The following is a 24,437-nucleotide window of genomic DNA, read 5'->3' on the forward strand; positions in this document are numbered from 1 at the left end:
TGCCCCATTTATATATAAATCAGTCAAGTACATCTTTCGGCATTTCAGGACTTGACTAAATACATTAAGAATCCAGTAAATAATCTAAGGACTAATAAAAATGGCTAATAAAAGTTATGTGGAACAACTGCAACAGCAAGCGCGAGAAATAGCTGCCAAAGCAGCGCAAGCCCAGAAAGATGCTGAGGCAGCCCAGAAGGCTATTGATGATGCTGATAACTTTAAGAAAAACTCGGCTCTAAAAACAGTACATGTGTTACAGGATGCGGTTGAAAAACTAATCAAACATGGTTTACTAAACCTTGACCGGGCTGAGGTATATCTTACTAAATACATCTTGGTCTATGGTCGGGAAAAAACCATCAATGAATACTTAAGACTTGGGGCGCTTCTGTTAACTCAGGAGAACTTTGGAGTTGAGTCTACAACCGCCCGGTATGGTAACAAAGGGCTTCTATGGCATGGTAAGAGTTATGAAACTGCTGAAGCGCTTTATGCAGCCGTGCAAGATGTTATTGGCGATGACCCATTAGAACATGTCCAATGGATTTATAGCATTCTGGATTCCGTCTTTTCAGATGATCCTAGTGCAATAGTCTACGCATGTTCTACCCCTGAAAGATTTGAGGCTTATGCTAATCTTTACCGGAGGGAAGTTAGAGAAGCTAAGGAGCCGTTGTCAGTCCCAGATTTATCTCAAGTTACTGGCGATGATGCATATCTCCTCTCATCCTTTTTCGGACAGTTCTAAGCTTTTCAGTAAGTCATAGTTTAGCCCGGTAAGTTAACAAGACCTACCGGGCTTTTATTATGGATTATTGAGAGGTATCAAGAGACTACATAGAGGACAAAAACAACATTCTTAGTCTTTCTACCTTTCCGGGGGGTTAAACCGTGCCAGTTCCAGTATATGGCTGGTTCAGTTTTCATAAACTCATCGATTTGATTGATTGTACTGTCCCATTCAATACCTGCCTTTCTCATAGCCTTAATGATGTTGTTTAACATCTTTTCAACTACTGGAATATAGTATTGTTCGGTAGCATTGATGGGCGCTTGTACAGTTGAGTTAAACATGATAAGATTTCCTTAGTTTTGAATGATTTGTTTTGATTGCCAGGGGGAGTTAACGGCTGCCTCTGGCATTTGTTTTGGGTTTACTGTTCAGGCTTGGTAGCCTCTGGAAGAATCTTTGACTTTATGTAGGCGTTTAGAGAAACTGTCTGACCTTGGGCGTTACTGTAAACCAACTGGGCTTCTAGTAACCTCTGGTATTCCTCATCTGTCAGCCTGACCGTTATGTGTTTCATCTCCTCCCTTCTCTGAACTCGATACATCCATAGTAGTCAGTTTAGTCTATGACTACAGCAGTAAATGTACTAGACTTTTGTTAGCTTTTAAATACCCGTGTAACCCTGGACTGACTATATATATGTCGGACATTTATATGAGGTCAACAATGGGTAGACATAAGTTAGCCTCTGGGGAACAGAGGGCGGTTAAGACAACTTTCAGGATGACTGAGGCAGAGGCAGAAGCGCTTAAATGGCACGCCGATCGCTTCGGGTTGTCAGTATCAGATTTTATTAGAATCTAGTTAACCCCTATCACTATACAGGTAATAGGAGGTCAGACCAATGTCTAGAGATAACCGGGTAACTGTAACACTGACCGCAAAGGATTTATTATCGCCTCAGCTTGGGCAGATTAAGCGCAATATAGAGTCAGTTGGCGCGTCAGCAAAGATTAGTTTAAGCGCCAAAGATCTAAAAGGGTTAAACTCCAATAACCTTGCATCTCTCCGTAGCAATATGCAAGAGTTTGAGGGTTTAAAAGATATTGGCGGTAAAGAGGGAATCCTTAGCAGCAGTCTATTTGGTAACTTGGGGGCTAATGCGTTCTCAGCCGGGTTGGGCTTGGTAGCCTCTGGAATACAAAACAGCATAGGGTCGATTGGTCAGGCTGCCAAAACTCAGACATTAGGTCTAGCGCAAGCTGGGGACTTAAGCAGCCAGTTAGGCGTTAACTTTGCCAGGGCTAAGGGTTTAGTCCAGGAAACCAGGATAGAAATAGCTAAAATGGCTGCGGCTCTACCTGGGGAAACCTCGGATTACAATGCGATAAGTAGCCAAATCTCTGCATCTTAGGCGGTAACAGTCAACCCACAGGCGTTACCAGTCCATTACCGGAAATCAAAGGGAATGCCGGGGCTAAACAAATCTCATATAACCCATCATTTACCATAGCGCCCCAGGTCGGTACTGATACCGAGGGGTTGGTTGCTCTAATCAGAAATACCATAAACAATGACTGGCGGGAGTTTAAGGCTAACTCATTAACCTAGATGACCAATATAAACCCCGGCAAGTATTTATACTTATCGGGGTTTTCTTGTGTGGTGATTAGCAAAATCGGGATCTCATTTATTTAATGCCTAATCTAAATCCTCAGTTGAACATATCTGTTGCAGTATTTCCAGCCTTGGCGCGTCATTGGCTTCCTGGTACTGTAAAGTGTTACCGTCAGTCTTTACTATCCAACCTTGGCGCTTACAATCGGTGATCGCAGAGTATCTTGTACCCCATTGGTCATACTGAAAACCTATGCCGAAAATGGTAGGCTCATTAACTGCTACCAGCTTAGGGGTCATCAATGGGCTTAGGTGATAAATAGCTAATCCAGCGATCGCAAGTAAACCTAAAGCAGTATTCCTTTTCATATAAGTATTAAAAAAGCCCCGGAGGGCTTAAAGGTGATTATTAGTACTAGTGTAGCCGTATTGTCCGGTTAAGTCGCCCCATGTGGATGTCCATTAGGACTTGGATAACTTAAGCCCCCGGTGGTTATCTAAGGGATACCAGAGGGGGGCTAAGGGGGTACTGATTAGGTTACATGGTTACATTCTTAGGCTACAAAGTTACATTACTATGTAACCTCTGGAATCCTTATATAGCTTAGGTTATAGCCTCTAGGTTACATAGTTACATCATATTGGGCAAACAAAACCCCTATAGTAATCTGTACCCCCTATTTAGAGAAAATAGATGTAACTATGTAACCTAATGGCTGAAAGCTATACCCCTTATGAATCCTAGCGGTTACATTTTCCTAAAAATAATGTAACCCGATGTAACCTTTTTATGTAACCTAACTCTCAAAGCCTTACCCTATAAGTATTTTAAAGGTTACACCAGCTAATGCCGATGTAACCTATGGTTAGTTATTTAGTTAATAACGGCCTATGCTTGACCTCTGGCTTCCTTCCTGACTTCTATGGTTACATCCTGGTTAGACTGCCACCCCCCTAGCTTTGTTGACCAATAGCACCACTCACCAGCGCCAACATATTTAGCCATAATGGGACTCTCAGCAGTCTTTAAGGCATAAACTCTCTCTGTCTTACTGCCTACCTTTTTCGATCGCTGTTCATAACCTAACTGCTTAAGGCTATTAATAACCGCAGTCTTATTCTTCCCTTGGTTATCCGCATGAGTCCCCATAGCTAACTGGATATCAACTACCTTAAAGGCGATCTCTCTGTTACCCTCTTTTGTGGCTATATCTAGTACCCTTTCTAACTGTTCTACCCAGCTACCCTCAACCATATACTCGCGGTTCCTGACCTCTGAGGCAACTTGGCTATCCTCTGACAAGTCGGTAGGATGCCCATTAAGTAACTTATGGTAAGCAGTAGCCCACAGTTGGTCTACATTTTCATCTAACCAAGCTAAGGGTAACTTCCAGTTATCTGCTAGATCAATAACCCAGAATCTTTTATTACCTGTATCATCTACTAGGAACTGAGATTTATTAGTTGTACCTATGAACACAGTAGTTCTAGGGGTAATAGCCATTTCATCGGCTTCTTTATACTTGGGAACATACTTATCAACTGTGGTTGATAACTGTTGCTTAAGGATGCTGGCATCTCTACCCTTGAACAGGCGATCGCATTCGGCTAGTTCCATAATCCAAGTTCTACTGCACTGGCGCACAAAGTCCATCTCAGAAGTACCAGATGGTAACTCAGTTCCCCAATGTTTAGCTAACTTAGAAACAAAGGCAGATTTACCCGCATCTTGGCTACCCTTAAGGATTATGGTTCTCTTGTTATAACAGCCAGGGTCAATACCTCGCTTAACTGCTCCAACTAACCATGTAGTAATCATCTCTTGGGTTAATGGGTCATCAGTACCAAATAGCACTTTACCTAAGCTGTCCCATTCTGGTAGCAGGTCAACTTTAGTATCTATATAAGATGTGGTAGTCCCTGCCTTTACCAGTTCCCAGCCATTATCATAATCTTCACTGGCTACTTCAAAAACCTCTACTTCTTTACTATATTGGCGCAAACACCCATCAAGATATTTCTTAACTGGCTTAACCTTCCTGTTTTCCAAGAAAATATCTAGTTGCCTATCATAAAAACCCTCTGATGTCCTGGGTCTAGGTATTTCCAATACTCGCTCTAACTTTGCAACTAGCTTACCAATGGTAGTAGACTTTCCTTTATAGTAAACAGTACCCGCCCAAGCATCCTGGGTTAACTCCAGTTCACCTTTTTTAATACCTCCATAAACAGCCTCAAAAACTTGCCAGAATGCAAATGCTTTTTCATCCGCGCTTTGGATGTAAAACTTAGCAGCTTTCTTGGCTTTATATACATCACCATTACCCTTGGGGTCATCTGATCTTGACTTATCACCCCCACTACCTGCTTGTACAGCAAAGATGTCATAAATCCTTACTAAATCTAATGCTGCTTTTCTATTGTCCTGGCTCTTATCATCACTATCAAAGCTTGACTGAGTATCATTAAAGCTGCTATAATCAGACATATCGACTTCGTTTGAGTTGGTTTTGTTTGAGTAATCCATTATTTGAATCCTTGGGCCTTAGCCCTGTGTATTTTTGAACTAAATATTGAACTTTAGGGTAACTAGCTGGTAACTGGTTGCCCTATTTGGTGTTTACGGGTTGTACTGGGAATCCTAAAGCAGCTAACCGGATATATTCTGATTGTGAATAGCCAGCCGCATTAGCCAGTTCCTTAATCTTTGCCACTTCCTGTTCAGTAGCCCTGAAGTTAACCTTTGCTGTTCTAATCATCTGAGTAATCCTTATTGAACTTACTCATAGAATGTCAAGTTCTAAATGGTTACAGTAAAATCAGGGTTCTAGCCTCCAAGGTGGATTGATGCGGGTTAGGAGGCTTAAAATAACCATTGGATTATCCTATGATATTCATAGATAATACTCTATCTATTGGCAAAGTTTATTTCATCCCAAATATCCGATAGGTACTCGACTAAACCCCATTCAGTAACAACTCTACTGATAATCTCTTGGTATTCATTATCGTCCTCATCGACTAACTTAACTAGGTACTGATTAGCTTTAAAGAACTGGGTTAAAGTCTGAGTGCCATGAAAGGTTACAGAGTCAATCTGGCAGTTTCGGTAAACTCGACCATTGAGGACATAATAAGACCAATAAGCAGGGTCATAGATTATGCGGTTAGGTTTCATGGTTGTTATTGGTTACTAATACTGTCTACTGATACCCCCAAATCTACCTTGATTGCCTTCAGTACAGTAGACCGGACATAGCTAGACATTCCCTGTCCGGTTGTGGTAGCGGCTTGCTGTAGTAGTTCATGCTCTTGTTCAGTTAACCAGACTTGTAACTTAACTTTCCGGGTGCTTCTCTGGTTATTCATTGTTATTTTTATTTCTTAGTATACTCCTATTGTAACCTATAAAATCTTAATGTCAGTAGCTAACTGGCATATTTTTAGTAAAAACTGGCACATAGGGTTAACCGATTTTGAGGTTATTTGGTATTTTAGACTGGCTGATAATACCTGAAGCGATCGCCAGCGCAAGCCAGTTACCCCTATGCCCAAATAAAAGCCCCCTGGAAGGATAACCAGAGGGTAAACAACTACTGAAGAGAAATGCTTAGTTAAAAATAGAGGTTTTATAAAAGTTACAGTTACCTCTACTTAGTCAGATATACCCTAAAACTCTAGTAGGACTATTCCCAACTACCCTAGTTACCTCGGCCAATAGGGATATCAGGTAACTCTGGACGGTTAACCATGTGACCATAGGTTTCTATCACCATACGGCTGTTCTTATGACCTAAAAGGTACGCTACACCTGTAACAGGTATGCCTTGTTCTATTGCATGACTACCCATCGTATGTCTAGTAGTATATGGTTTCCTATACGGTATTTGGCAGTGCTTAAGTACCAGCGTCCAATACCGCGATCGGAAGTTATCAGCATCAATAATGCAACCTTCAGGTGTTTTAAAAACTAGTCCGTCTGGCTCTACTTTCTGGGGTCTAAGGGAGACAAGTAAGTATTGAAGATCCGCAGACATGGATAAATATCTTATATTACCTGTCTTAGTTTCCTTTCTGATTCTTGTGTAGCCGTTGCCAGTAGGGTCTTTAGGTAGGGATTCTTTAATGATTATTTCTCCCTTTGGAAAATCCAAATGACTCCAACGTAGCCCGATCGCTTCCGAAGTCCTGACCCCTGTAGCCAGTAAGAATATTACAAAGGCTGTGTAATGTGGAAATAGGTCATTAAATCCTTGGATTATTTGCCTAATCTCTGAGTCCCTAAAGGGTTTAATCTCTTTAGAATCGGCTTTTCGTAGCTTTATGTTCTCATAGGGGTTAGTTGCTATCAGCCCCTTAGCCAGCCCCCACTTACAGCAAGACCTAATAAGACTCAGGCGATCCTTGTACGTCCGGGCTGATAACTCAGACTTAGTTAACCAGTTGGTATCCGTTAACCCTGGATTAGCCTTAGCCATCATGACCCTAGTCCATCGGTAATGATTAGCTAGGGTGCATTCTGGCAAGTCTAATGAACCTACCCAGAGATCCCAAAGTTCCAGTAAGGATTTAGGTTGTGTATTCGGGGTTGATTTAGGTATCAATCTGTATCGGTCTAAGCTGGAGTCAAAATGTCCAGCTAATATATCATTTTGGATTTTGGTAGCGATCGCCCGCACCGTAGCCATATCCCTTTTATCGCCATATTGCCCGCCTGGTATAGGGTTTAAGGTATACCTTTTACCCCCAAAGCTAAACTTAAGCTGGATAGAGCCACTATGATTTATTGGTTTAATCTCTCGCATTGTCCCAAATGTGTCTCAGATGGTATACTTGGGACAGGTAAAAAGGGTTAAGGACGTATAGCTCAGTTGGTTAGAGCGCTACGTTGACATCGTAGAGGTCACTGGTTCGAATCCAGTTACGTCCATTTAAGATAATGTACATTCACAAATTGAATGTCGCTGTTCACATGTACATTAACTAATTATTTGTCACTGTTAACAGATTAATGTCACTTTTAACAAATTAATGTCACTTTTAACAAATTAGCGACCACTAGCTAGTCTGGATACTCTATATCAAAGATGAACTGCTATAGTCACAATACCAGTCTAACAAGGACGTAACTGGATTCGCTTTCAACCCACCCATTTCTAAAAAGCTTTTGTTATAAAATCGTAAGCTGGTATCAACACCTTTCAACCCGCCTCTGCCTGGGAGGGGTGTTGATACTTGACTTTCTAGGCATCTATTTAAATCTTGATAGTCTTTCAACCCGCCTCTGCCTGGGAGGGGTGTTGATACCAACAGGCAGAGGTTTTGACTTCTTTATGAGTCAAACTTTCAACCCGCCTCTGCCTGGGAGGGGTGTTGATACAGTAATTTCTTGTGCGATCGCACAGTGCGTTTCGGACTTTCAACCCGCCTCTGCCTGGGAAGGGTGTTGATACTCATACAACGGTATAACCTATGGTTGCTACAATAATTGCTTTCAACCCGCCTCTGCCTGGGAGGGGTATTGATACTTATATTCCCGGTGATTGGGAACAAATTGTTCCTTTCAACCCGCCTCTGCCTGGGAGGGGTGTTGATACTCTGCGCTTTAAACTATTGATTTACCAATAGTTAGGAAGGCATTTTTGTCACGTCTCCCAAAATCGCCTGTCAATTAATACTTAAAAAAGTAAATTAACTGACATCTTTAAGGCTATAAACCTCATTGAACAAGCGATTTAAGTTTTGGCAGCAACCCCAGGAAAATTAACCCCCCTTCGACTTGCCAAAAAATAATTAAGGTGGATTCCTCCTTGGTCGGAGGTGATTCAGTAGCCACCACTGCGGTAAACCCGCACCTCTATTACTGGGGGCGCACCTTATTCCTGTCCTCAACGGACAGCAGCATCAAGGTGGGCAGCTACCAGGGCCAGAAAGCAAGACTGTTTTCCAACAGTCAACCTAACCCACATTTTCACAGCACAGCGGCTTTTAAAAAGCATGAACTACAGCGGCCCCTTAAAAGCATGAACTGCGGCGCTATTACTGAGTCTTATTTTATTATCAAGGTTCTGTTTTTTGTCAATCAGGTTATTTCACGGGAATAGTAGGCATTGATCGCTAACTCTTTCGCTTTCTCCTGTGAGGTACCTCGATTTGGCTGCTTTGATTCCTTTATCACAATTCCAGCTTTAACAGCCTGACTTTGAAGATTTGCAATTAGTCTGCCGTAGCTCCACTGATGGACGCTAACTCGATATTGTTTGGCGTACTTTTCTTGAACTTCTATTAAGTCTGACTTCTGTTCGGCTTTGGCTTGAACTTCGCTTTGAACTTTTTCTCGCATATCGCCCAACTTAGGGAGGACAATACTGCCAGCTTTATATTCTTGTGCGATCGCCACAATCTCTTGAGCTATCAATCTGTCCACATATAGTCCTAACTCTGATTCTCCGAATTGATTTGGTGCAGCTAGTGTTTGAGCTACTTGGCGTTGATGAGATAAAGAGTGTTTTTGTTGTCGCTGTCTATTTAGTAATCTGTAATTATCACCAAGTATTTGTTTAATACTGCGCTGGGTAAGCACTTTACTTGTAGAGCCATTAACTACTGCTACTGTTGCAGGCTTTTCTAAACCAAGGCTAACACCAACAAGAATATCAGATTGCCCTTTATATAAGGGTTTGCTTGGACGGGGAAAGGGGTTATTAATTTTGGCTAATGTAGAGTTTTTCCTTTTTATATAAGCTAGCTGTTTTTCATTGAGGTCGTCCTTGGCTTTAGTTTTGGTGATAGCCTTAGCAACTTCTTCTGCTTTTTCTTCTCTAACTAGGTTTGTTCCTTCATCTGTCCACAGACGAGTATCTACAGAACAGTAAAGAATTAAATGGTTAACATCCCAAGGTTCGCCTTTGCCTTCTTCTTCCTGCCAAGCAATGAGTCCACTTCGGAGAGTGAAGAGGCTACTGGAGTGCTTCCCTTTACCGAGCCGTTTGATTTGCTGGTCTTCATAGAAACGTTGAAACCAATGGAGTTGGCGAGAATCACAATATATTTGAAAAGTATGTTCGCTAAGACCATTGAATTTCACGCAGATGCGTCCATTTTTGTTTTTAAACCAAGTCATATCTTCGTTGGTTTCAAAGCTAACTGGAAAAGGCACTCTACTAGATTTTTTTAATAGACTGTCTTGCCATGATTTCGCCTCAGCTTCATTACTAGGAAATTTCTGAGTAGCAATCATGAGAGTTTCTAGCCATTTCGCATCTGTTAAATCTCTTCCTTTAGGAATCCGAGCAGCTAGCTTCTCTCTAAGACGTTCAATTTGAATTTCTACTTTGCGCCGACGCTGGGCAAATTTTTTGGGATCTTCTTCTTTATCACTTACTTTGCATCTATTTTTAAGCAAATAGCTGATAGCGCAACGACTGAGATTATCTTCTGTATTTTTGTAAGCTTCAAATAGACTCTTGGAGACGCTGCGATCGCTACTTGAATCTTTGGATTTTTTAGTTTTTTGACGTTTCTTTCCTTTGGCTGGTTGTGGTTCAACCATATCGGACTGGGGTGTAACTTGAGCCAGAATTTCAGTAGCTTTGATACGAAGACTTTTTAAGTTAACACCGCTAGTTTCTACTAATTCAGCATCACTTCTGAGCATTTCCAACCAACGATTTTTACCGTCTAGTTGGTACTGCAACCTTTTCATCAGTGCTAACCAAGATTTGTAGATGTAGTTAACTCTAGCGATCGCACTGGTGTAAAACCTTCCTGGTTGACCAATAAAGCGAGAGTCGGTTTTGAGTACTGTACACAACTGCTTGACTATCCCAGTAGGTATTTTTCCCTTTTGCCGCCAGGTTTCAAAGTCAGGATCTTGAGCTACTTGAAGCAGTAACTCATTAATCAGTGGTGTGTTTTTATCTGCCATGAGCTTCCATAGCTGTTGGCGAGTAACAACACTAGCGACAAGACGACACTGAATCGTGTTTTGACTCATCGATTTTAAATTTAAAAACATATTATGTTCAATAATACCATATATGTTAAATAAAATGCTGTGCCTAAAATGATTTCATGCAGGAAACTTTTTTTACGAGTAAACAAGCTGCTGAAATCACAGGCTGCACTCTGCGCCAGCTCCAGTACTGGCGAGAAAAGGGTGTAGTTATACCTGTTATCGGTGAGACTGGGATAGGGCGTAGTATTTATTACTCAAAGCCGAATTTAATAGAACTGGCAGCAATGTTATATTTTTTGTCTATGGGGCTAAATTTCGATGTTGCTAGTACTACGCTTAAAACATTGAAAGACAAGGAACCAGAATTATTTGAATCTGGTAAAGGTACGCGGTGGATGCTCCGACGAGGCAATCACAAGCGATCGCTCGAACTTGTAGAGTTTGAATTAGAACAAGCGATCGCCCAAATAAAAGCAGGACAACCTGTAATTCCAGTATGGTTGGATACCATACATGAGCGTATAGCCAGCAAATTGAAAGATTAGACTTCAGCAATTTGGAAGTGTGTTGGAGTGTCTCTCAACAAGAGATATACTGGCAAAGCATTAGTGTCGCAATCTCAGCATCTACTTATGGGCAAACTCACACTGCCGCAACTAGAACGTCATCTTTTTTCTGCTGCGGATATTCTGCGGGGAAAAATGGATGCTTCGGATTTCAAAGAATACATCTTCGGGATGCTTTTTTTAAAACGTGCCTCGGATGTATTTGAGCCGCAGTATGAGCAGATTTTGCAGCAGAATTTGCAAAGGGGACGGACACAAGAAGAAGCAAACATGAGGGCAGAAAACCCCACCACTTACAGAGAAACTTTTTTTGTACCAGAAAAAGCGCGGTGGGCATATATTCGTGATGAGCTACATAAAAACGTTGGACAAGGGCTAAATGATGCTTTGGCGGCATTTGAGGAAAGTAACGAAGCGCTGACAGGTGTATTAAAACATATTGATTTTAATCGTCAAGCTGGTAAAAATCGGATTCCTGATGTCAAATTACGCGAACTGATTAAACACTTCAATAAATATCGTTTGCGAAATGAGGATTTTGTATTTCCTGATTTGCTGGGTGCGGCTTACGAGTACTTGATTAAAGAGTTTGCAGATTCAGCCGGAAAAAAAGGGGGCGAGTTTTATACGCCGCGTGAAGTAGTGCAGTTGATGGTGCGTCTGTTAAAACCTCAACCCGGGATGTCAGTTTACGATCCCTGTTGTGGTTCTGGGGGAATGTTAATTCAGTCTAAGCAATATGTAGAAGAATGCGGTCGTGATGCCAGAAATTTAGCACTATACGGTCAGGATAATAACGGCGGCGTATGGGCAATTTGCAAAATTAATATGCTGCTGCACGGCATTCGAGATGCAGATATACATAATGACGATACTCTGTTTAATCCCTTGCATATTGCTGACGGTGAACTAATCCGCTTTGACAGAGTAATCAGTAATCCGCCTTTTTCTCAAAACTATAGCCGTGAAGGAATGCAATTTTCTGGACGCTTTACGCATGGTTATTGTCCTGAGACAGGTAAAAAAGCAGATTTGATGTTTGCCCAGCACATGTTAGCTGTTCTCAAAAGTGATGGAATGATGGCAACGGTAATGCCGCATGGGGTGTTGTTTCGCGGCGGAGAAGAAAAGAAAATTCGGGAGAGTTTTATTAAAAACGATCAATTAGAGGCGGTAATTGGCTTACCACCGAATTTGTTTTATGGCACAGGTATCCCCGCCTGTATTTTGGTGATGTGTCCACAAGGGGCGAAACCTGTTGAACGCCAGGGAAAAGTTTTGTTTATTAATGCTGATGCTGAATATTATGCAGGTCGCGCTCAAAATTATTTGCGTCCTGAGCATATTGAAAAGATTTCCTGGGTGTTTGAAAAGTTTGTGTCTTTACCTGGATATTCGGCAGTAGTAACTAAGGAAAAATTGGCAGAAGAAGGTTACAACTGTAATATCCGCCGCTATGCTGATAATGCACCACCACCAGAACCACAAGATGTAAAAGCGCATTTATTTGGAGGAATTCCCAAAGCTGAGGTCGAAGCGAAGCGCGAATTATTGGTAGCACATGGGTTTGACCCCAGTAGGATTCTAGCGGAGAGGAATTAGTGGATTATTTGGATTTTATTTCTGCAATTAGCGAAAGAGGGCAGATTAAAAGTTTTATAGAATCTGATGCTGGTGTGCAGCAGCAAGAAGGCAAACTTTATAGTGTGTTTGCTGCTTGGTGGCAAATACACTCGACCAGTTTGGGTGAGTTGCCTAAAACTAAAAAGGTGATGGAACTCCGCGCTGAGTTTTTTAGTTCTTTTGTGGATAGTTTGCAACCTGTGGGATTACTTGACCGCTTTAAGGTGGCGGGTGTGGTTGCTAGTTGGTGGAATGAACAGAGGTATGAACTGAGAAGTTTATCAGAGTCAGGTTTTGGTGGTTTAGTTGATAGTTGGGTAGATACGATTAAAGATGCTTTAGAGCAAGATGATGACGAGAAGAAAAAGCAGGCAAAATTTGACCCTCTAAATCATAAATTAGTAGGGCGGTTGATGCCGGATTATTTACAAGATATTGCTGAGGCTGAGGCAAAAATTGCAGAATTAGAACAGCAAAAGTCAGCTTTTGAGCAGGGAGAGGAAGCTGAGGCAGATGCTGAAGAAGGTGAAGAATCAGAAGCGGTTAATATTGTCAAGGATTTAGAGAAAGAGTTTAAGTATATAAAAAATTCAATTAAAGAGCCGAAGAAGGAACTCAAGATTTTAAAGAAGGCATCTTTATTTAATAAGGATAAAATTGCTGAACTTGAGGTTTTTATTGAGCGCCATGAAGTGGAGATTGCTGAAATAGAAGCGCAACTAGAACCCTATAAGCAAATTGTGAAGCAGTTGCGGGATGCGAAGGCAGAATTAAAAACGTTAAAGAATGAATTGATGAAGCGTTTGGAAGCTGCGCGGGCTGCGTTGAGTAATGAAGAGTGCCGAGATTTGGTGTTAGCAATTTTCAAAGATGGGTTAATTACTGAATTGGAGCGATATGTTACCGCACATCGTCAGCAGGTGATTGCTGCGGTAGAGAATTGGTGGGATAAGTATCAGGTGACGTTGCAGAATATTGAGACGGAACGAGATGCAGCAGCAAAGAAGTTAAATGAGTTTTTACAAGGGTTGGGGTATGCGTGAGGTTTTGATAAAAACGGAGGAGTTTAAAGATTCGCCTCTAGGGAACATTCCAAAAGATTGGGATGTTGTCACGCTAGGTTTACTTTTTCAAATTCAGACTGGAGCAACCCCTCTGCGTACCAAACATCAATCATATTTTGCTGGTGGAACTATTCCCTGGATCAAAACAATGGATCTTAACGAGGGGTGGATACTTGATAGTGATGAAAAAATTACAGAAGTTGCCCTAAAAGAGTGTAGTGTCCAAATGTTGCCACCTAAAACTGTACTTATTGCTATGTACGGTGGATGGGAACAAATTGGGCGGACTGGAATTTTAAAGTACCCAGCTACAACAAATCAAGCAATTAGTAGCCTTGTTAAAATATCATCTTTAGTAGAATCCGAATTTGTGATTCGTGCGCTTCAACATGGAAGAATTCGCTGGAAAGCATTTGCTGCAAGTACACGTAAAGATCCCAATATTACTAAAGATGATGTAGTCAATTTTCTTATTCCATTACCATCTTTACCAGAGCAGCGACATATTGCTGAAATTTTAGATACGGTGGATGAAGCGATCGCCCACACGTCGTCCCTCATTACAAAACTTAAACAAACCAAAGCCGGACTGCTGCAAGACTTGCTCACACGCGGGTTAGATGAGGATGGTAAATTGAGAGATCCACAAGCGCATCCTGAACAGTTCAAAGATTCGGTGCTAGGGCTAATTCCGAAAGCTTGGAAAGTCAAACCTCTGTCTGAATTGGCTGATGTAGATAGAGGAAAGTTTACTCATAGACCTCGCAATGATCCTCGTTTTTATGATGGTTCATATCCATTTATTCAAACAGGAGATATTACAAAAACCATAGGAGGAATACTTACAACATATAGTCAAACTCTAAACGAACGTGGGATTACGGTAAGCCGTGAATTTCCTATTAATACTATTGCAATTACTATCGCAGCTAATATTGCGGATACGGCAATTCTTGGTATTCCTATGTTTTTCCCTGATAGCGTTGTTGGAGCAGTTGTCAAAGCACCAAACAGAAGCACAAATAATACAATCTGAAGGATTAGCATTTGCATTCACTGATGGTCATGCAGTGATGGCATATATCAACTTTTATGACAACCTTCAACAATTAAATGTAATCGATTGGCAACTGATGAAATCAAACTACTGGTTTAATAAACCAGAAGATCCTGATCGCAAATGCCGACGACAAGCAGAATTCTTAATACATCAATTTTGCCCTTGGACGCTGATTCAAGAAATTGGTGTGATAGATAGCACCATAGAACAACAGGTTAGAAAAATACTACAAAATTTTAATATCCAAACTCCTGTTAAGATTAACCCTAGTTGGTACTACTAAAAAAGATTAAATAGTAAAATAAACTAAGTAGTACATTTGTACCCTATAGGCAGCAGTGGGAGATGATTGAGTTTAAGCAAGGCAACTTATTAGAAGAAAATGCCGAAGCCCTAGTAAACACTGTTAATTGTGTCGGTGTCATGGGCAAAGGTATCGCTTTGCAATTTAAGCAAGCTTATACTGAAAACTTCCGCCAGTATGAGAAAGCCTGTAAAGCTGGTGAAGTACAGCCAGGGCGGATGTTTACCGTAGCAACAGGTAGTCTATTTAATCCCAGATACATAATAAACTTCCCCACTAAGCGCCACTGGAAAGGTAAGTCGAAAATAGAAGATATTAAAAGTGGACTGGTAGCTTTAGTTACAGAAGTGCAGCAATTAGCTATTACCTCAATTGCTATTCCACCTTTAGGATGCGGAAACGGCGGTTTGGATTGGGTTCAAGTTAAGCCTTTGATAGAATCAGCCTTTGCCCAAATGCCAAATGTTCAAGTAATTATCTTTGAACCTACAGGCGCACCAGCAGCCGAAAAAATGCCTGTTGCGACCACAAAGCCCAACATGACCCGTGGTCGTGCCTTAATCATTCACCTGCTGGAAGCCTACGGAATTCCTGGTTATGAGTTGACTAAGCTAGAAATCCAAAAACTTGCCTATTTCTTGCAAGAAGCTGGAGAAACCTTAAAGCTACCTTATGTAAAACATTTGTATGGCCCCTACGCTAATAACCTCAATCACGTCTTGAAACATATCGAAGGGCATTACATTCGGGGCTACGGTGATGGTACTAGCAAAGCCGAAAGTGCTGAAATCTATGTATTACCTGAAGGTAGAGAAGCAGCACAAGCTTTTTTAGAAATAGAACCAGATGCCCAGAAGCGTTTAGAGCGAGTTAGCAACCTCATATATGGCTTTGAAACGCCTTACGGCATGGAACTACTAGCAACAGTCCACTGGGTTGCTAGCAAAGAATCTAACCTAGCACAAGATAGTGAGCAGGCGATCGCCCTGGTACATGAATGGAGCGATCGTAAGCGTAAGCTATTTAAGCCAGAACATATTCGCAAAGCTTGGCAGCGTTTACATGAGCAAAACTGGCTCAACATTAAAGAGCAAACAACTTCCTGAATATTATTTCAAGAAAGTTACCAATAAAATTCCATGATATAGTTTGGCTTGCCCCTGTATCCTGTATGGCTTTACTATCATTCATTTGACTTAAAGAACAATTAGGTTTCTCACATAAACACTTTTTTCGTTTATGAAGTCTGTAATACTCTTGCTCAAGAGTAATTAATCCTGCATTTTTAAAATCTGATTTCTTCAGACGAAGTTGATACTTTGTATAAAAATGTTTGCTAACTTCTTTACGAATCCATTTATCCAATTCACGTATTTGTTGGATGTCTGTAATACACATAAAAAATCCCATCCAACTTTTTACTCTTTCTCCTAACACACCACTGCATTCATCACATATTTTCTCACCACGCCCAGTTACTTTTTTATTAATCACATATTTGATAAAAAAGTTAAATCTACGTTTGGAATTTTCACCAGTTTTATAAGATGGCTCTTTATTAATCTTTTCTATAATTCTTTCCTGGAACCTTAAAATGTTTCCTGGTTTAACTTTGATATGCTCAAGATTGAATTGAAAGCCAACAAACTCTAGAAAATCTTTAGCTATATCAACATATTTGGTTTTACTTTCATCAGTATGTAATTCTAGCTTTATATCTTGCAACTTTTGAGCAATTTCTTGATGTACTAGAGGAATTAATTCTTTTTCTTTTAAAAGTATTACAAAATCATCCGCATAACGGACGTATTTCAGAGAATATTTTTTCGATAAATCATTGAGAACCCAACAATCAAATTCATGTAAATATAAATTTGCTAGCATTCCCGAAAGTACACCACCTTGAGGAATACCCTGAGTTCTTATAATTCTTTGATTATTTAGAATAGGCTTATGATGATGAAAAAAACGGTATCCGTATGTTTTGCCACGTTGGTTTTTATGTGGAAGTCCACCAGCTTTGATAAACCGTCTTAATAAGTTAGTAGCTAGAGTACCTTGACCAAACTTTCTCTCTATAATTTCAAAAAGATACTCGTGAGATAACCTATCGAAAAATTTTACTATATCAGCATCTAAGGCAAATATAAAACCTTGTTTAATATAATAATGAATCAAGCTTGCTGCATAGGGTGCAGACTTTCCCTTTCTATATGCAAAAGATACTTGATCTAGTCTAGGTGTAGCTTGAAAATCGTTTTCTATTTCTTTGTAAATAGCATCATATAATACTTTTTGGACAATAACATCACGTATAGTAGCAATCGATAAAACTCGCTTTCCACCAGATGGCTTGGGAATCTCTATTTCTCGAAAAGTATAAAACTGATATGTACCTTTAAGTAATCTATTTGATAGAAGCTGACAACGTAAATCAAGTTCCTTTTTAAAGGTTGGGTAAGAAATACCATCTACCCCCATCTGCACTTTTGGCTCACCCTGCTGCAAGAAATCCGTTTTTTGTTGTTCGTAAGCTTTAAACGCAGCCTTTAGCTTCTCCGGCTGAAAGTATTCAGTGAGTAAATCGTCCAAGGATCTGGACATATTTTTATTTTGTAGTGATTTAATTATTTGGAAGTGCTTACTGCTAAGGCGGACAGAGAACGCTAGACACTCCCTCAACCTGTCTCCTCTACTATGGTGTAGAGTATAACCAATACCTATTATTTCTAACAGGTATAAAGAAACTCCTAGTAAGGTGGATCTTTATTGTTTCTTCCATATCTGTATATTAGCACAGTTGGAACAGCAGCCCTCTTGGGTTAAAGGCAGGTTCAAAGACCTAACCCAGCATTATTAGACAGCATATCATCAGTTATTAATCTATTGCTTGTAACTGAACTTTTCTATACCAAAAAAACACAAATTAAGTATTATCACCCTAAAACGTATAGAGTAAATTCATTAAAATCATTCTATAAGACTTGTAAAAATAATTTATGCCCCAACAAACTCCTGAGTATATTCATGTAGAACTGCCTATCGTTCAACAACTCACCAGTATGGGTTGGCAGTACATTGAAGGAGATTGGGACAATGCCGAAGTTACCGAACGAGAGAATTTCAAGCAAGTTCTACTGACAGAGCGCCTCAAAGCTGCTATCAAACGCATCAACCTGGATAACAACGGTAATCCCTGGCTTGATGATCTTCAAGTTCAAGCCGCAGTTAGTCAGTTAGAACGCCTGGGTGCAAATAGATTAATGGAAGCGAACCAAGCCGCCACAGAATTACTACTCAAAGGCACTACTGTTTTAGGACAAGACGGTAAACAGCATACGGTACATTTTATTGAATTTGACCCTGAACATTGCGATCGCAACGATTTTCTCGCCATCAATCAATACAGAGTAGACCCGCCTTGGGCAACAGGTAATCGAGGATTTATTGTCCCAGACATGGTACTACTTGTTAACGGCATTCCTCTAGTAGTGATTGAATGTAAAAGTCCCAATTTAGATAACCCGATAACTGAAGCAATTCAAGACTTATTGAAATATTCCAACCAACGGGGTAGCAGTCAACCAGAAGGCGCAGAAAAATTATTCTACTACAATCTGCTGATGATAGCAGCCTCTAGAGGACGGGCGACAGCCGGAACCATCGGCGCAAATTATGAACATTATGTTGATTGGAAAGATACCATTCCCAGCCCCCAAGCGGAAATTGCTGTACAATTAGGCGTTTCTGAATTGAATTTTCGCCAAACCCTCATCGCCGGAATGCTGAAACCAGCTAATCTGATCGACATCTTTCATAATTTCACTCTATTTAAAACTAGTGGCGGACACACCATCAAAATTGTCCCCCGTTACCAGCAATATCGGGCAGTTTATAAAGCACTGTACCAACTTCAACACAATCAAACCCGCGCTGAACATGGCACAGATGACCAACGCGGTGGCATTATCTGGCATACCCAAGGTTCAGGTAAAAGCCTGACAATGGTTTACCTAATTCGGAAAATTCGCACTATCCCAGAATTACGCCGCTTTAAAATTGTTGTTGTCACAGACCGCCGAGACTTAGAAAAACAACTTGCAGATACCGCCGTCCTCACCGGGGAACCATTACAAAAAGCTAAAAACGTCAAAAAGCTAGAACAATACTTGCAACAACCAGGTGCTGGCTTAGTCTTCGGAATGATTCAGAAATTTAAAGGTGGCGAAGATTCTGATGAAGAAGCAGAAATTGAACCGATTCCGAAAAACCTCAATCCTTCCGAAAATATCTTAGTGCTAATTGACGAAGCACACCGCTCTCATGCCAAAACCCTCCATACCAATTTATTAGAAGCTTTACCTAACTGTGTTCGTATTGGCTTTACTGGTACACCTATCGTCAAAGCTGCCAAAAAAACCACGCTGCAAATTTTTGGTTCATTTATCGACGAATACAATATCCGCCAATCCCAAGAAGATAAAGTCACTTTGCCCATTGTTTACGAAGGATTAGAAGCTAGAGGGACTGTAACTCAAGGTGATGACCTCGACAAACTTTTTGAAATTATCTTTGCTGATAAAACCCCAGAAGAACGGGCGCAAATTAAAGCTAAGTACGCAACTAAAACCCAAGTTGGCGAAGCGCGGGAATTAATTAAAGCCAAAGCTAAAAGTATGCTGCGTCATTATATTGAGCGCATTTTAGCAGGAGGCTTTAAGGCGCAAGTAGTCGCCTCTACCCGTCTCGCCGCCGTCCGTTACCAAGAGGCGTTTGTGGAAGCGCAACGGGAAATAGTACAGCAGCTAGAACACCGCACACCCCTTCTGCAAAGTCTCGATACGGAGATTTTAGAATCACTTGATGCCGAAACTCGTTTTTTTGCTCAAGCACTCCCACATCTTGAAATCATACGCAAACTAGAATTTGCTGCTATCATCTCCGGTGATAAAGGAGATGACGGTAGTTGGAAAAAGTGGACAGATAAAAGTCAACAAGAAATTAATATTGAGAAATTTAAAAAGTCTTTAGACCAAGATAATTTAGGGATTTTAATTGTCAAAAATATGCTGTTAACGGGTTTTGATGCTCCGTTAGAACAAGTTTTATATTTAGACAGATCACTAAAAGAATACGAATTGCTGCAAGCGATCGCTCGTGTTAACCGAGTGTATAATGATAAAAAAACAGAAGGGTTAGTAGTCGATTATTACGGTGTTGATATCGCTGCTGCACTCTCTGTTTACGAGAATATTGATACAGAATCTGCTTGGTTTGATATTCGTGCAGAATTGCCAAAATTGCGCGACAGACACCAGCGAGTTATTGCTCTATTCACTAAAAATGGCTGCACAATTGATGATGTAGATGCTTGTGTAGACTTGCTCCTAGATGAACGGCTCAGAGTTGAATTTAATGAATGTTTCCAAGATTTCCTTAACACTCTTGATACAATACTGCCGCGTTCAGAAGCACGTCAACCCTATAATTTTGTCAGGGATGCCAAAAAGCTTGGCTTTATTAAAAAAGCTGTTGCTGACCTCTACAGAGATGAAAAACTGAATATCATTAGCGCCAAAGAGAAAGTTAGGGCATTAATAGACCAATATATTGAATCCCAAGGTATTGACCCAAAAGTGCCACCGATTGATATCATGTCACTGGATTTTAAAACCCATGTCCAGCGCCATCGCTCTATTAAAGCACAAGCCGCAGAAATGGAATTCGCTGCTCGTCACCATATCAGCGTAAATTATGAAGAAGACCCAGTTTACTACAAAAATTTAAGTGAAAAACTCACAGATATTCTGGAATCTTTGGCTGATAACTGGGAAGAAAAAGTTGAGGCGTTGCGGAAGTATATCGAACAAATCCAAGCTGGTCGTACTACAGATGAGACTGGATTAGATCCCAAAACTCAAATGCCATTTCTCAACATTTTAGGTGAATATTCCCAAAAGGAACTCCCCGAACTTGCTCAAACAACTGTGTAAATTGTCGAACATATCCGCGAAGAAGTACGACGGGTAAATTGGGGTAGCCAAATAGTCCAAGAGGATTTGAGAAGGTGGATAGCAGGCTACTTGGATGAGCGCGATTTAGTAAGTTACGACCAACTAGAAGAAGTTGCAGATAAATTAGTCCAACTAGCTAGGAGAAATCGTGATAGTTTAATGGCATGACAAGCATAACCTTTGGCGACCTGAGTTTTGAAATTCGCCACAGTTCTAAACGCCGTACCGTAGGTATTACCGTTGAACGTGACGGTCAATTAGTCTTAGTTTCTCCCCCAGAAGTCCCGATAGAAACATTAGAAAGAATTGTCAGCGATAAACGCTACTGGATTTACAGCAAACTTTTAAAAAAAGAGTCATTAAATCCAACCGTCAGCGCTAAAGAATACGTATCAGGTGAAGGTTTTTACTATCTAGGACGCAGCTATCGCCTCAAAATAGTAGAGCTTGAACAACAGCCATCTCTAAGACTATATCAAAGCCGCTTTGAGTTACAGCGCCCAGCACAAGCTCAAGGCCGAGAACACTTTATTCAGTGGTATCGGGAACACCTTCAACCAATCGTAGAACAACAAATTGCCACACTCATTAAACGAGTTACTACTTTACCTAATTCAGTGCAAGTACGTGAGTTAGGGAATCGTTGGGGTTCTTGCGGACACAAAGGGGACTTATATTTTCACTGGCGAGTAGCAATGCTACCACGACCAATGATTGAGTATTTGGCAGTTCATGAACTGGTACATCTAATTGAAGCGCATCACAGCAATGCATTTTGGCATAGGGTGGAGCGGATTGTGCCAGATTATCTTGAGCGGAAGCAGTGGTTAGCTGAGAATGGGGCAATTTATAACCTTTAGAAATGTGTGAAATCATAGGAGCGATCGTATTTAGACGAAGTTGAAAAAATGTGTCAAACTTCTACAGATTTTTGATAATTTACCATCTCTGTAAATCTCATAAAACACCTCTGGCAATGTCCATCTATCCATAAAGCTGGAATTTTAAACCTTGCACCGCAGTTAGGACATTCCGAAAGTAAATGTAACTTGTGGCGGTAGCATCTGTTAGTCGCTTTAAACTGCCATTCAATCTTGTGACATGGTGACTCAGTATAACAAGCAGCACATAAACGAATAGGCTCCATTTTTATTCCCACACCAGCAGGGGGCAACATCTGTGCTAACCTGTCAGCATCAACTCCTACCACAGTAGCTAATGCCTCTAACTGCTGCCGAAAAGGAGGGGGATTAAACCGAAACTTTTCCCAACGTGCGATCGCACCACCGAATCCTGCTGCTTTACCTAAGCCAGTGGGCGTTAAATCATTTGCCCGTCGAAACCGTCCTAAAAAGTGGCTCAAACTTTCTGCTTCATAGGGTTCCACTCGGAACAGCCAAGGTTGAATTTCTGCAACTTCCATTATTTGTACTCTGCTGCTACTTCGTTCAGGGTTGCCAAATCCACCTTTTTTAATCCTTTCTTCAATGCCCGGATTGCTGATTCTCTCAGAATCATGTCGAGCAAACCTATATAACCTCCCGTTGCCTCACCTAAATTCTTCAGCATAGTCTTACTGGAAAGATTGGAAGCAACTGGCAACTGCAAAACTTTTTTTTCCCAAATTTCAACAGTTCGCTTGAATTCTTCCCCTGAGAATTTACCAAATCGATGGCAAGCCCGAAAACGATTGTAAACCTGTTCATCACGCTTAATAACTGCATCCAGGCGATCTGTTCCTACTAAGACAACAGATATTTCTAATTCTTCACCAATGTCCCGTACATCTCTAAATGTATTTGGTTTCAAGCGATCAGCTTCATCAATAATTAACGTCTCTACACCACAGCCTTTGAGAACTCGCCGAGTCCGCTCTCGAATTTCGGCAACTGTTCCCTTTGTCATTTGATATTTCAAATGCTCAATGATTAACCTGAACAAATCCTTAGAACTACAGTCTGGATCGGCCTGGATGTAACCAACAGGAACTATTGGGGGTTTACCCATCTGTTGTATTGGCTTATGTCTCAACCTGTAAGCATTGCAGGCCATAGTTTTACCTGTACGTGACTCTCCGATAATTCGACAACATTGACGAGCTTGACGCTTACTCTCTAGCCATTCATGCAGAATTTGCACTTGTTCTAGTGGCACAAAACTTTTACGGTTTAATCTTTGAATTTCTGCTTGTAAATTGGCATCATTTTTGGGAATATCACCCAATTGTTGGGCAATTTCTTGGGCTTGTTTTGAAGTCATTTTCTACCACCCGTAATCTTCACGCATTTGTTCGTAATCAAATACCTCTGGCATCTGGTATTCTGGCTCACTGTCAACAGATGCAACTTCAATTTCCTCTTCTGGTTCAACTGGCAATGGTTTTTTAGGTTTGTGAAGTTCTGCGTTTTCTATTTTTTGACGCTCTTTTTTAGTTTGCTTTTCTTTGATAAAAGTATCGCGATCGCGTATCTCTGCCAAGATTGAGCGATTACTAATCATCTTTCCTGACTCTCGAATCCTGCGAGCGCTATCTTTGGCTTCATCCAAAGACAATTCCTCTGTTTCCAAATTTTGGGCAAAGGCACGGGTTAAAAATATCTCTTTATTGCCTTCTCTCATATAAACCAAGAGAGTTGTGATGTCTCTAGGGTCAAATCGTATAACAACACTTTCTCCTGCATAACCTGCTAAATTTTCACCTCTGTACATGAGGTTTTCAAATTGTAAGTAGCCTCCTCTTTGGATTTGCCGTTTACTTTGCTTCATCAAACAGATATCTAACTCTCTCTCAGAAATATTATTTGGAAGTGCTATTAAACCCGATTCCCAACGTTGAAATCGAGTTTGGTCGCCCATGCGAGCATCAATTTGCTGATTATAGTTATCAACTAAATAACGCACTAAACGCTTCTCTAACTCTCTTAGTGTTAATTCAGCTTCTTTCTCTGCTTCTTCTGGTCGCTTTTGAACATTTGAGCCTACATATCCGCGCAAACTAGAGAAAAATTGTGTGTTAAAGATTCCAAATGGACGTTCAACAATACCACCCTCACTCGGACGATTACGTAAATGACAAACAAATCCTAACTGCACGCTAATCTGTTGCAAGTGGTTAGAACGGAAATCTTTGCCACCATCTGTATAAAAGTGCTGGGGTAAACCGTAAGTTCCCCACTCTTCGTGAAGTCCATACTCGTCTCCATACTGTTTAGGCAAAATCGCATGGCGCAGGGCCAGTGCTACTGATAAAGAACTGGGCGGATTGTAGCTTAAGTGAATGCCCATAATACAGCGTGAGTAACTATCGACAACTGTTGTTAAGTTGGCACGAGTCTCCATTAGTTTCCCATATTTATCTATTAATACCAATTAAAAATGAATCTGCATATAATGGGGAGAAGCAAACTAGGTAAGTTAACAGAACCATGAGCCGCCCATTTAAAATTGCGATCGCCGAGAGCGAAGAGGAACTGAAAAAACGCCTACAAACAGTGTCTTC

The 24,437-nt window shown here is 40.8% G+C and carries 25 protein-coding genes, 1 tRNA gene and 1 CRISPR repeat array; of the genes, 13 read left to right on the forward strand and 13 right to left on the reverse strand.

From position 1 onward, the window contains the following. Positions 1-100 precede the first annotated feature (100 nt). Positions 101-751, forward strand: a complete 651-nt coding sequence (locus RMY32_RS10715; RefSeq protein WP_322710222.1) for a hypothetical protein — start codon at positions 101-103, stop codon at positions 749-751. Between the two features lie 77 nt (positions 752-828). On the opposite strand, the gene RMY32_RS10720 is transcribed toward RMY32_RS10715, so the two are convergent. Together RMY32_RS10720 and RMY32_RS10725 are read right to left on the reverse strand one after the other, a co-directional pair. Continuing rightward, entirely contained in the window at positions 829-1,077 is a 249-nt protein-coding gene (locus RMY32_RS10720; protein WP_322710223.1) for a hypothetical protein, read from the reverse strand. A gap of 80 nt (positions 1,078-1,157) precedes the next feature. Next, positions 1,158-1,310, reverse strand: a complete 153-nt coding sequence (locus tag RMY32_RS10725; RefSeq protein WP_322710224.1) for a hypothetical protein — start codon at positions 1,308-1,310, stop codon at positions 1,158-1,160. 149 nt (positions 1,311-1,459) lie between these two features. Here RMY32_RS10725 and RMY32_RS10730 point away from each other — a divergent pair, with 149 nt between their 5' ends. Continuing rightward, positions 1,460-1,597, forward strand: a complete 138-nt coding sequence (locus RMY32_RS10730; RefSeq protein ID WP_322710225.1) for a plasmid mobilization protein — start codon at positions 1,460-1,462, stop codon at positions 1,595-1,597. A 40-nt stretch (positions 1,598-1,637) separates the two neighbouring features. Beyond that, positions 1,638-2,147 (forward strand): hypothetical protein, encoded by a 510-nt coding sequence (locus tag RMY32_RS10735; RefSeq protein WP_322710226.1) that lies wholly within the window; start codon positions 1,638-1,640, stop codon positions 2,145-2,147. A gap of 287 nt (positions 2,148-2,434) precedes the next feature. Here the strand turns inward: RMY32_RS10735 and RMY32_RS10740 are convergent, their stop codons facing one another. The 6 genes from RMY32_RS10740 to xerC form a co-directional block, all read right to left on the reverse strand. Beyond that, positions 2,435-2,719, reverse strand: a complete 285-nt coding sequence (locus tag RMY32_RS10740) for a hypothetical protein (protein WP_322710228.1) — start codon at positions 2,717-2,719, stop codon at positions 2,435-2,437. Positions 2,720-3,239: 520 nt separating this feature from the next. Then, entirely contained in the window at positions 3,240-4,877 is a 1,638-nt protein-coding gene (locus tag RMY32_RS10745) for a VapE domain-containing protein (protein ID WP_322710229.1), read from the reverse strand. An 82-nt stretch (positions 4,878-4,959) separates the two neighbouring features. Further along, on the reverse strand, positions 4,960-5,109 hold the full coding sequence (locus RMY32_RS10750; RefSeq protein WP_322710230.1) for a plasmid mobilization protein: 150 nt from the start codon (positions 5,107-5,109) through the stop codon (positions 4,960-4,962). A gap of 149 nt (positions 5,110-5,258) precedes the next feature. After that, complete coding sequence (locus tag RMY32_RS10755; protein WP_322710232.1) at positions 5,259-5,528, reverse strand: hypothetical protein; 270 nt, start codon at positions 5,526-5,528, stop codon at positions 5,259-5,261. 5 nt (positions 5,529-5,533) lie between these two features. Then, positions 5,534-5,719 carry a plasmid mobilization protein gene (locus tag RMY32_RS10760; protein WP_322710233.1) on the reverse strand — a complete coding sequence of 62 codons (186 nt, stop codon included), beginning with the start codon at positions 5,717-5,719 and terminating at the stop codon, positions 5,534-5,536. Between the two features lie 332 nt (positions 5,720-6,051). Next, positions 6,052-7,038 (reverse strand): site-specific integrase, encoded by a 987-nt coding sequence (gene xerC / locus RMY32_RS10765; RefSeq protein ID WP_322710234.1) that lies wholly within the window; start codon positions 7,036-7,038, stop codon positions 6,052-6,054. A 168-nt stretch (positions 7,039-7,206) separates the two neighbouring features. Between xerC and RMY32_RS10770 the strand changes: the two genes are divergently transcribed. After that, positions 7,207-7,280 (forward strand) — tRNA-Val (locus RMY32_RS10770). A 268-nt stretch (positions 7,281-7,548) separates the two neighbouring features. Then, a CRISPR array of direct repeats spans positions 7,549-7,947; the repeat unit is 37 nt; unit sequence CTTTCAACCCGCCTCTGCCTGGGAGGGGTGTTGATAC. Between the two features lie 485 nt (positions 7,948-8,432). On the opposite strand, the gene cas12k is transcribed toward RMY32_RS10770, so the two are convergent. Continuing rightward, positions 8,433-10,346 carry a type V CRISPR-associated protein Cas12k gene (cas12k, locus tag RMY32_RS10775; RefSeq protein ID WP_322710235.1) on the reverse strand — a complete coding sequence of 638 codons (1,914 nt, stop codon included), beginning with the start codon at positions 10,344-10,346 and terminating at the stop codon, positions 8,433-8,435. Positions 10,347-10,423: 77 nt separating this feature from the next. On the opposite strand from cas12k, the gene RMY32_RS10780 reads away from it, so the two are divergent. From RMY32_RS10780 to RMY32_RS10805, 6 genes are all read left to right on the forward strand, one after another. Continuing rightward, positions 10,424-10,852: a MerR family transcriptional regulator gene (locus RMY32_RS10780; RefSeq protein WP_322710236.1), complete on the forward strand. Its 429-nt coding sequence runs from the start codon at positions 10,424-10,426 to the stop codon at positions 10,850-10,852. Between the two features lie 27 nt (positions 10,853-10,879). Next, positions 10,880-12,475, forward strand: a complete 1,596-nt coding sequence (locus RMY32_RS10785; protein ID WP_322710237.1) for a class I SAM-dependent DNA methyltransferase — start codon at positions 10,880-10,882, stop codon at positions 12,473-12,475. Then, positions 12,475-13,539, forward strand: a complete 1,065-nt coding sequence (locus RMY32_RS10790; protein WP_322710239.1) for a hypothetical protein — start codon at positions 12,475-12,477, stop codon at positions 13,537-13,539. The genes RMY32_RS10785 and RMY32_RS10790 overlap by 1 nt, the downstream gene beginning before the upstream one ends. Continuing rightward, positions 13,508-14,596 (forward strand): restriction endonuclease subunit S, encoded by a 1,089-nt coding sequence (locus RMY32_RS10795; RefSeq protein WP_322710240.1) that lies wholly within the window; start codon positions 13,508-13,510, stop codon positions 14,594-14,596. The genes RMY32_RS10790 and RMY32_RS10795 overlap by 32 nt, the downstream gene beginning before the upstream one ends. After that, positions 14,556-14,903: a DUF4433 domain-containing protein gene (locus tag RMY32_RS10800; protein ID WP_322710241.1), complete on the forward strand. Its 348-nt coding sequence runs from the start codon at positions 14,556-14,558 to the stop codon at positions 14,901-14,903. Before RMY32_RS10795 ends, RMY32_RS10800 begins: the two co-directional genes overlap by 41 nt. A gap of 62 nt (positions 14,904-14,965) precedes the next feature. Beyond that, a complete protein-coding gene (locus tag RMY32_RS10805) occupies positions 14,966-16,030 on the forward strand; it encodes a macro domain-containing protein (protein WP_322710242.1) in 1,065 nt (354 codons plus the stop codon). On the opposite strand, the gene RMY32_RS10810 is transcribed toward RMY32_RS10805, so the two are convergent. Continuing rightward, complete coding sequence (locus RMY32_RS10810) at positions 16,008-17,528, reverse strand: reverse transcriptase domain-containing protein (RefSeq protein WP_322710244.1); 1,521 nt, start codon at positions 17,526-17,528, stop codon at positions 16,008-16,010. The genes RMY32_RS10805 and RMY32_RS10810 overlap by 23 nt on opposite strands. A gap of 395 nt (positions 17,529-17,923) precedes the next feature. Here RMY32_RS10810 and RMY32_RS10815 point away from each other — a divergent pair, with 395 nt between their 5' ends. From RMY32_RS10815 to RMY32_RS10825, 3 genes are all read left to right on the forward strand, one after another. After that, complete coding sequence (locus tag RMY32_RS10815; protein ID WP_322710245.1) at positions 17,924-20,917, forward strand: HsdR family type I site-specific deoxyribonuclease; 2,994 nt, start codon at positions 17,924-17,926, stop codon at positions 20,915-20,917. A 66-nt stretch (positions 20,918-20,983) separates the two neighbouring features. Continuing rightward, positions 20,984-21,106 carry a hypothetical protein gene (locus tag RMY32_RS10820; protein WP_322710246.1) on the forward strand — a complete coding sequence of 41 codons (123 nt, stop codon included), beginning with the start codon at positions 20,984-20,986 and terminating at the stop codon, positions 21,104-21,106. Beyond that, a complete protein-coding gene (locus RMY32_RS10825; protein WP_322710247.1) occupies positions 21,103-21,798 on the forward strand; it encodes a SprT family zinc-dependent metalloprotease in 696 nt (231 codons plus the stop codon). The genes RMY32_RS10820 and RMY32_RS10825 overlap by 4 nt, the downstream gene beginning before the upstream one ends. A gap of 53 nt (positions 21,799-21,851) precedes the next feature. Here RMY32_RS10825 and RMY32_RS10830 read toward each other — a convergent pair whose 3' ends face one another. From RMY32_RS10830 to RMY32_RS10840, 3 genes are read right to left on the reverse strand one after another with little or no spacing between them, the layout of a single operon-like run. Continuing rightward, positions 21,852-22,361: a helix-turn-helix domain-containing protein gene (locus tag RMY32_RS10830; RefSeq protein WP_322710248.1), complete on the reverse strand. Its 510-nt coding sequence runs from the start codon at positions 22,359-22,361 to the stop codon at positions 21,852-21,854. Then, positions 22,361-23,197: a TniB family NTP-binding protein gene (locus RMY32_RS10835; protein WP_322710249.1), complete on the reverse strand. Its 837-nt coding sequence runs from the start codon at positions 23,195-23,197 to the stop codon at positions 22,361-22,363. The genes RMY32_RS10830 and RMY32_RS10835 overlap by 1 nt, the downstream gene beginning before the upstream one ends. Positions 23,198-23,200: 3 nt before the next feature. After that, a complete protein-coding gene (locus RMY32_RS10840; protein WP_322710250.1) occupies positions 23,201-24,277 on the reverse strand; it encodes a transposase family protein in 1,077 nt (358 codons plus the stop codon). Positions 24,278-24,437: the final 160 nt, after the last annotated feature.

It is taken from the genome of Nostoc sp. ChiSLP03a (genome assembly GCF_034531215.2).
GTDB lineage: Bacteria > Cyanobacteriota > Cyanobacteriia > Cyanobacteriales > Nostocaceae > Nostoc.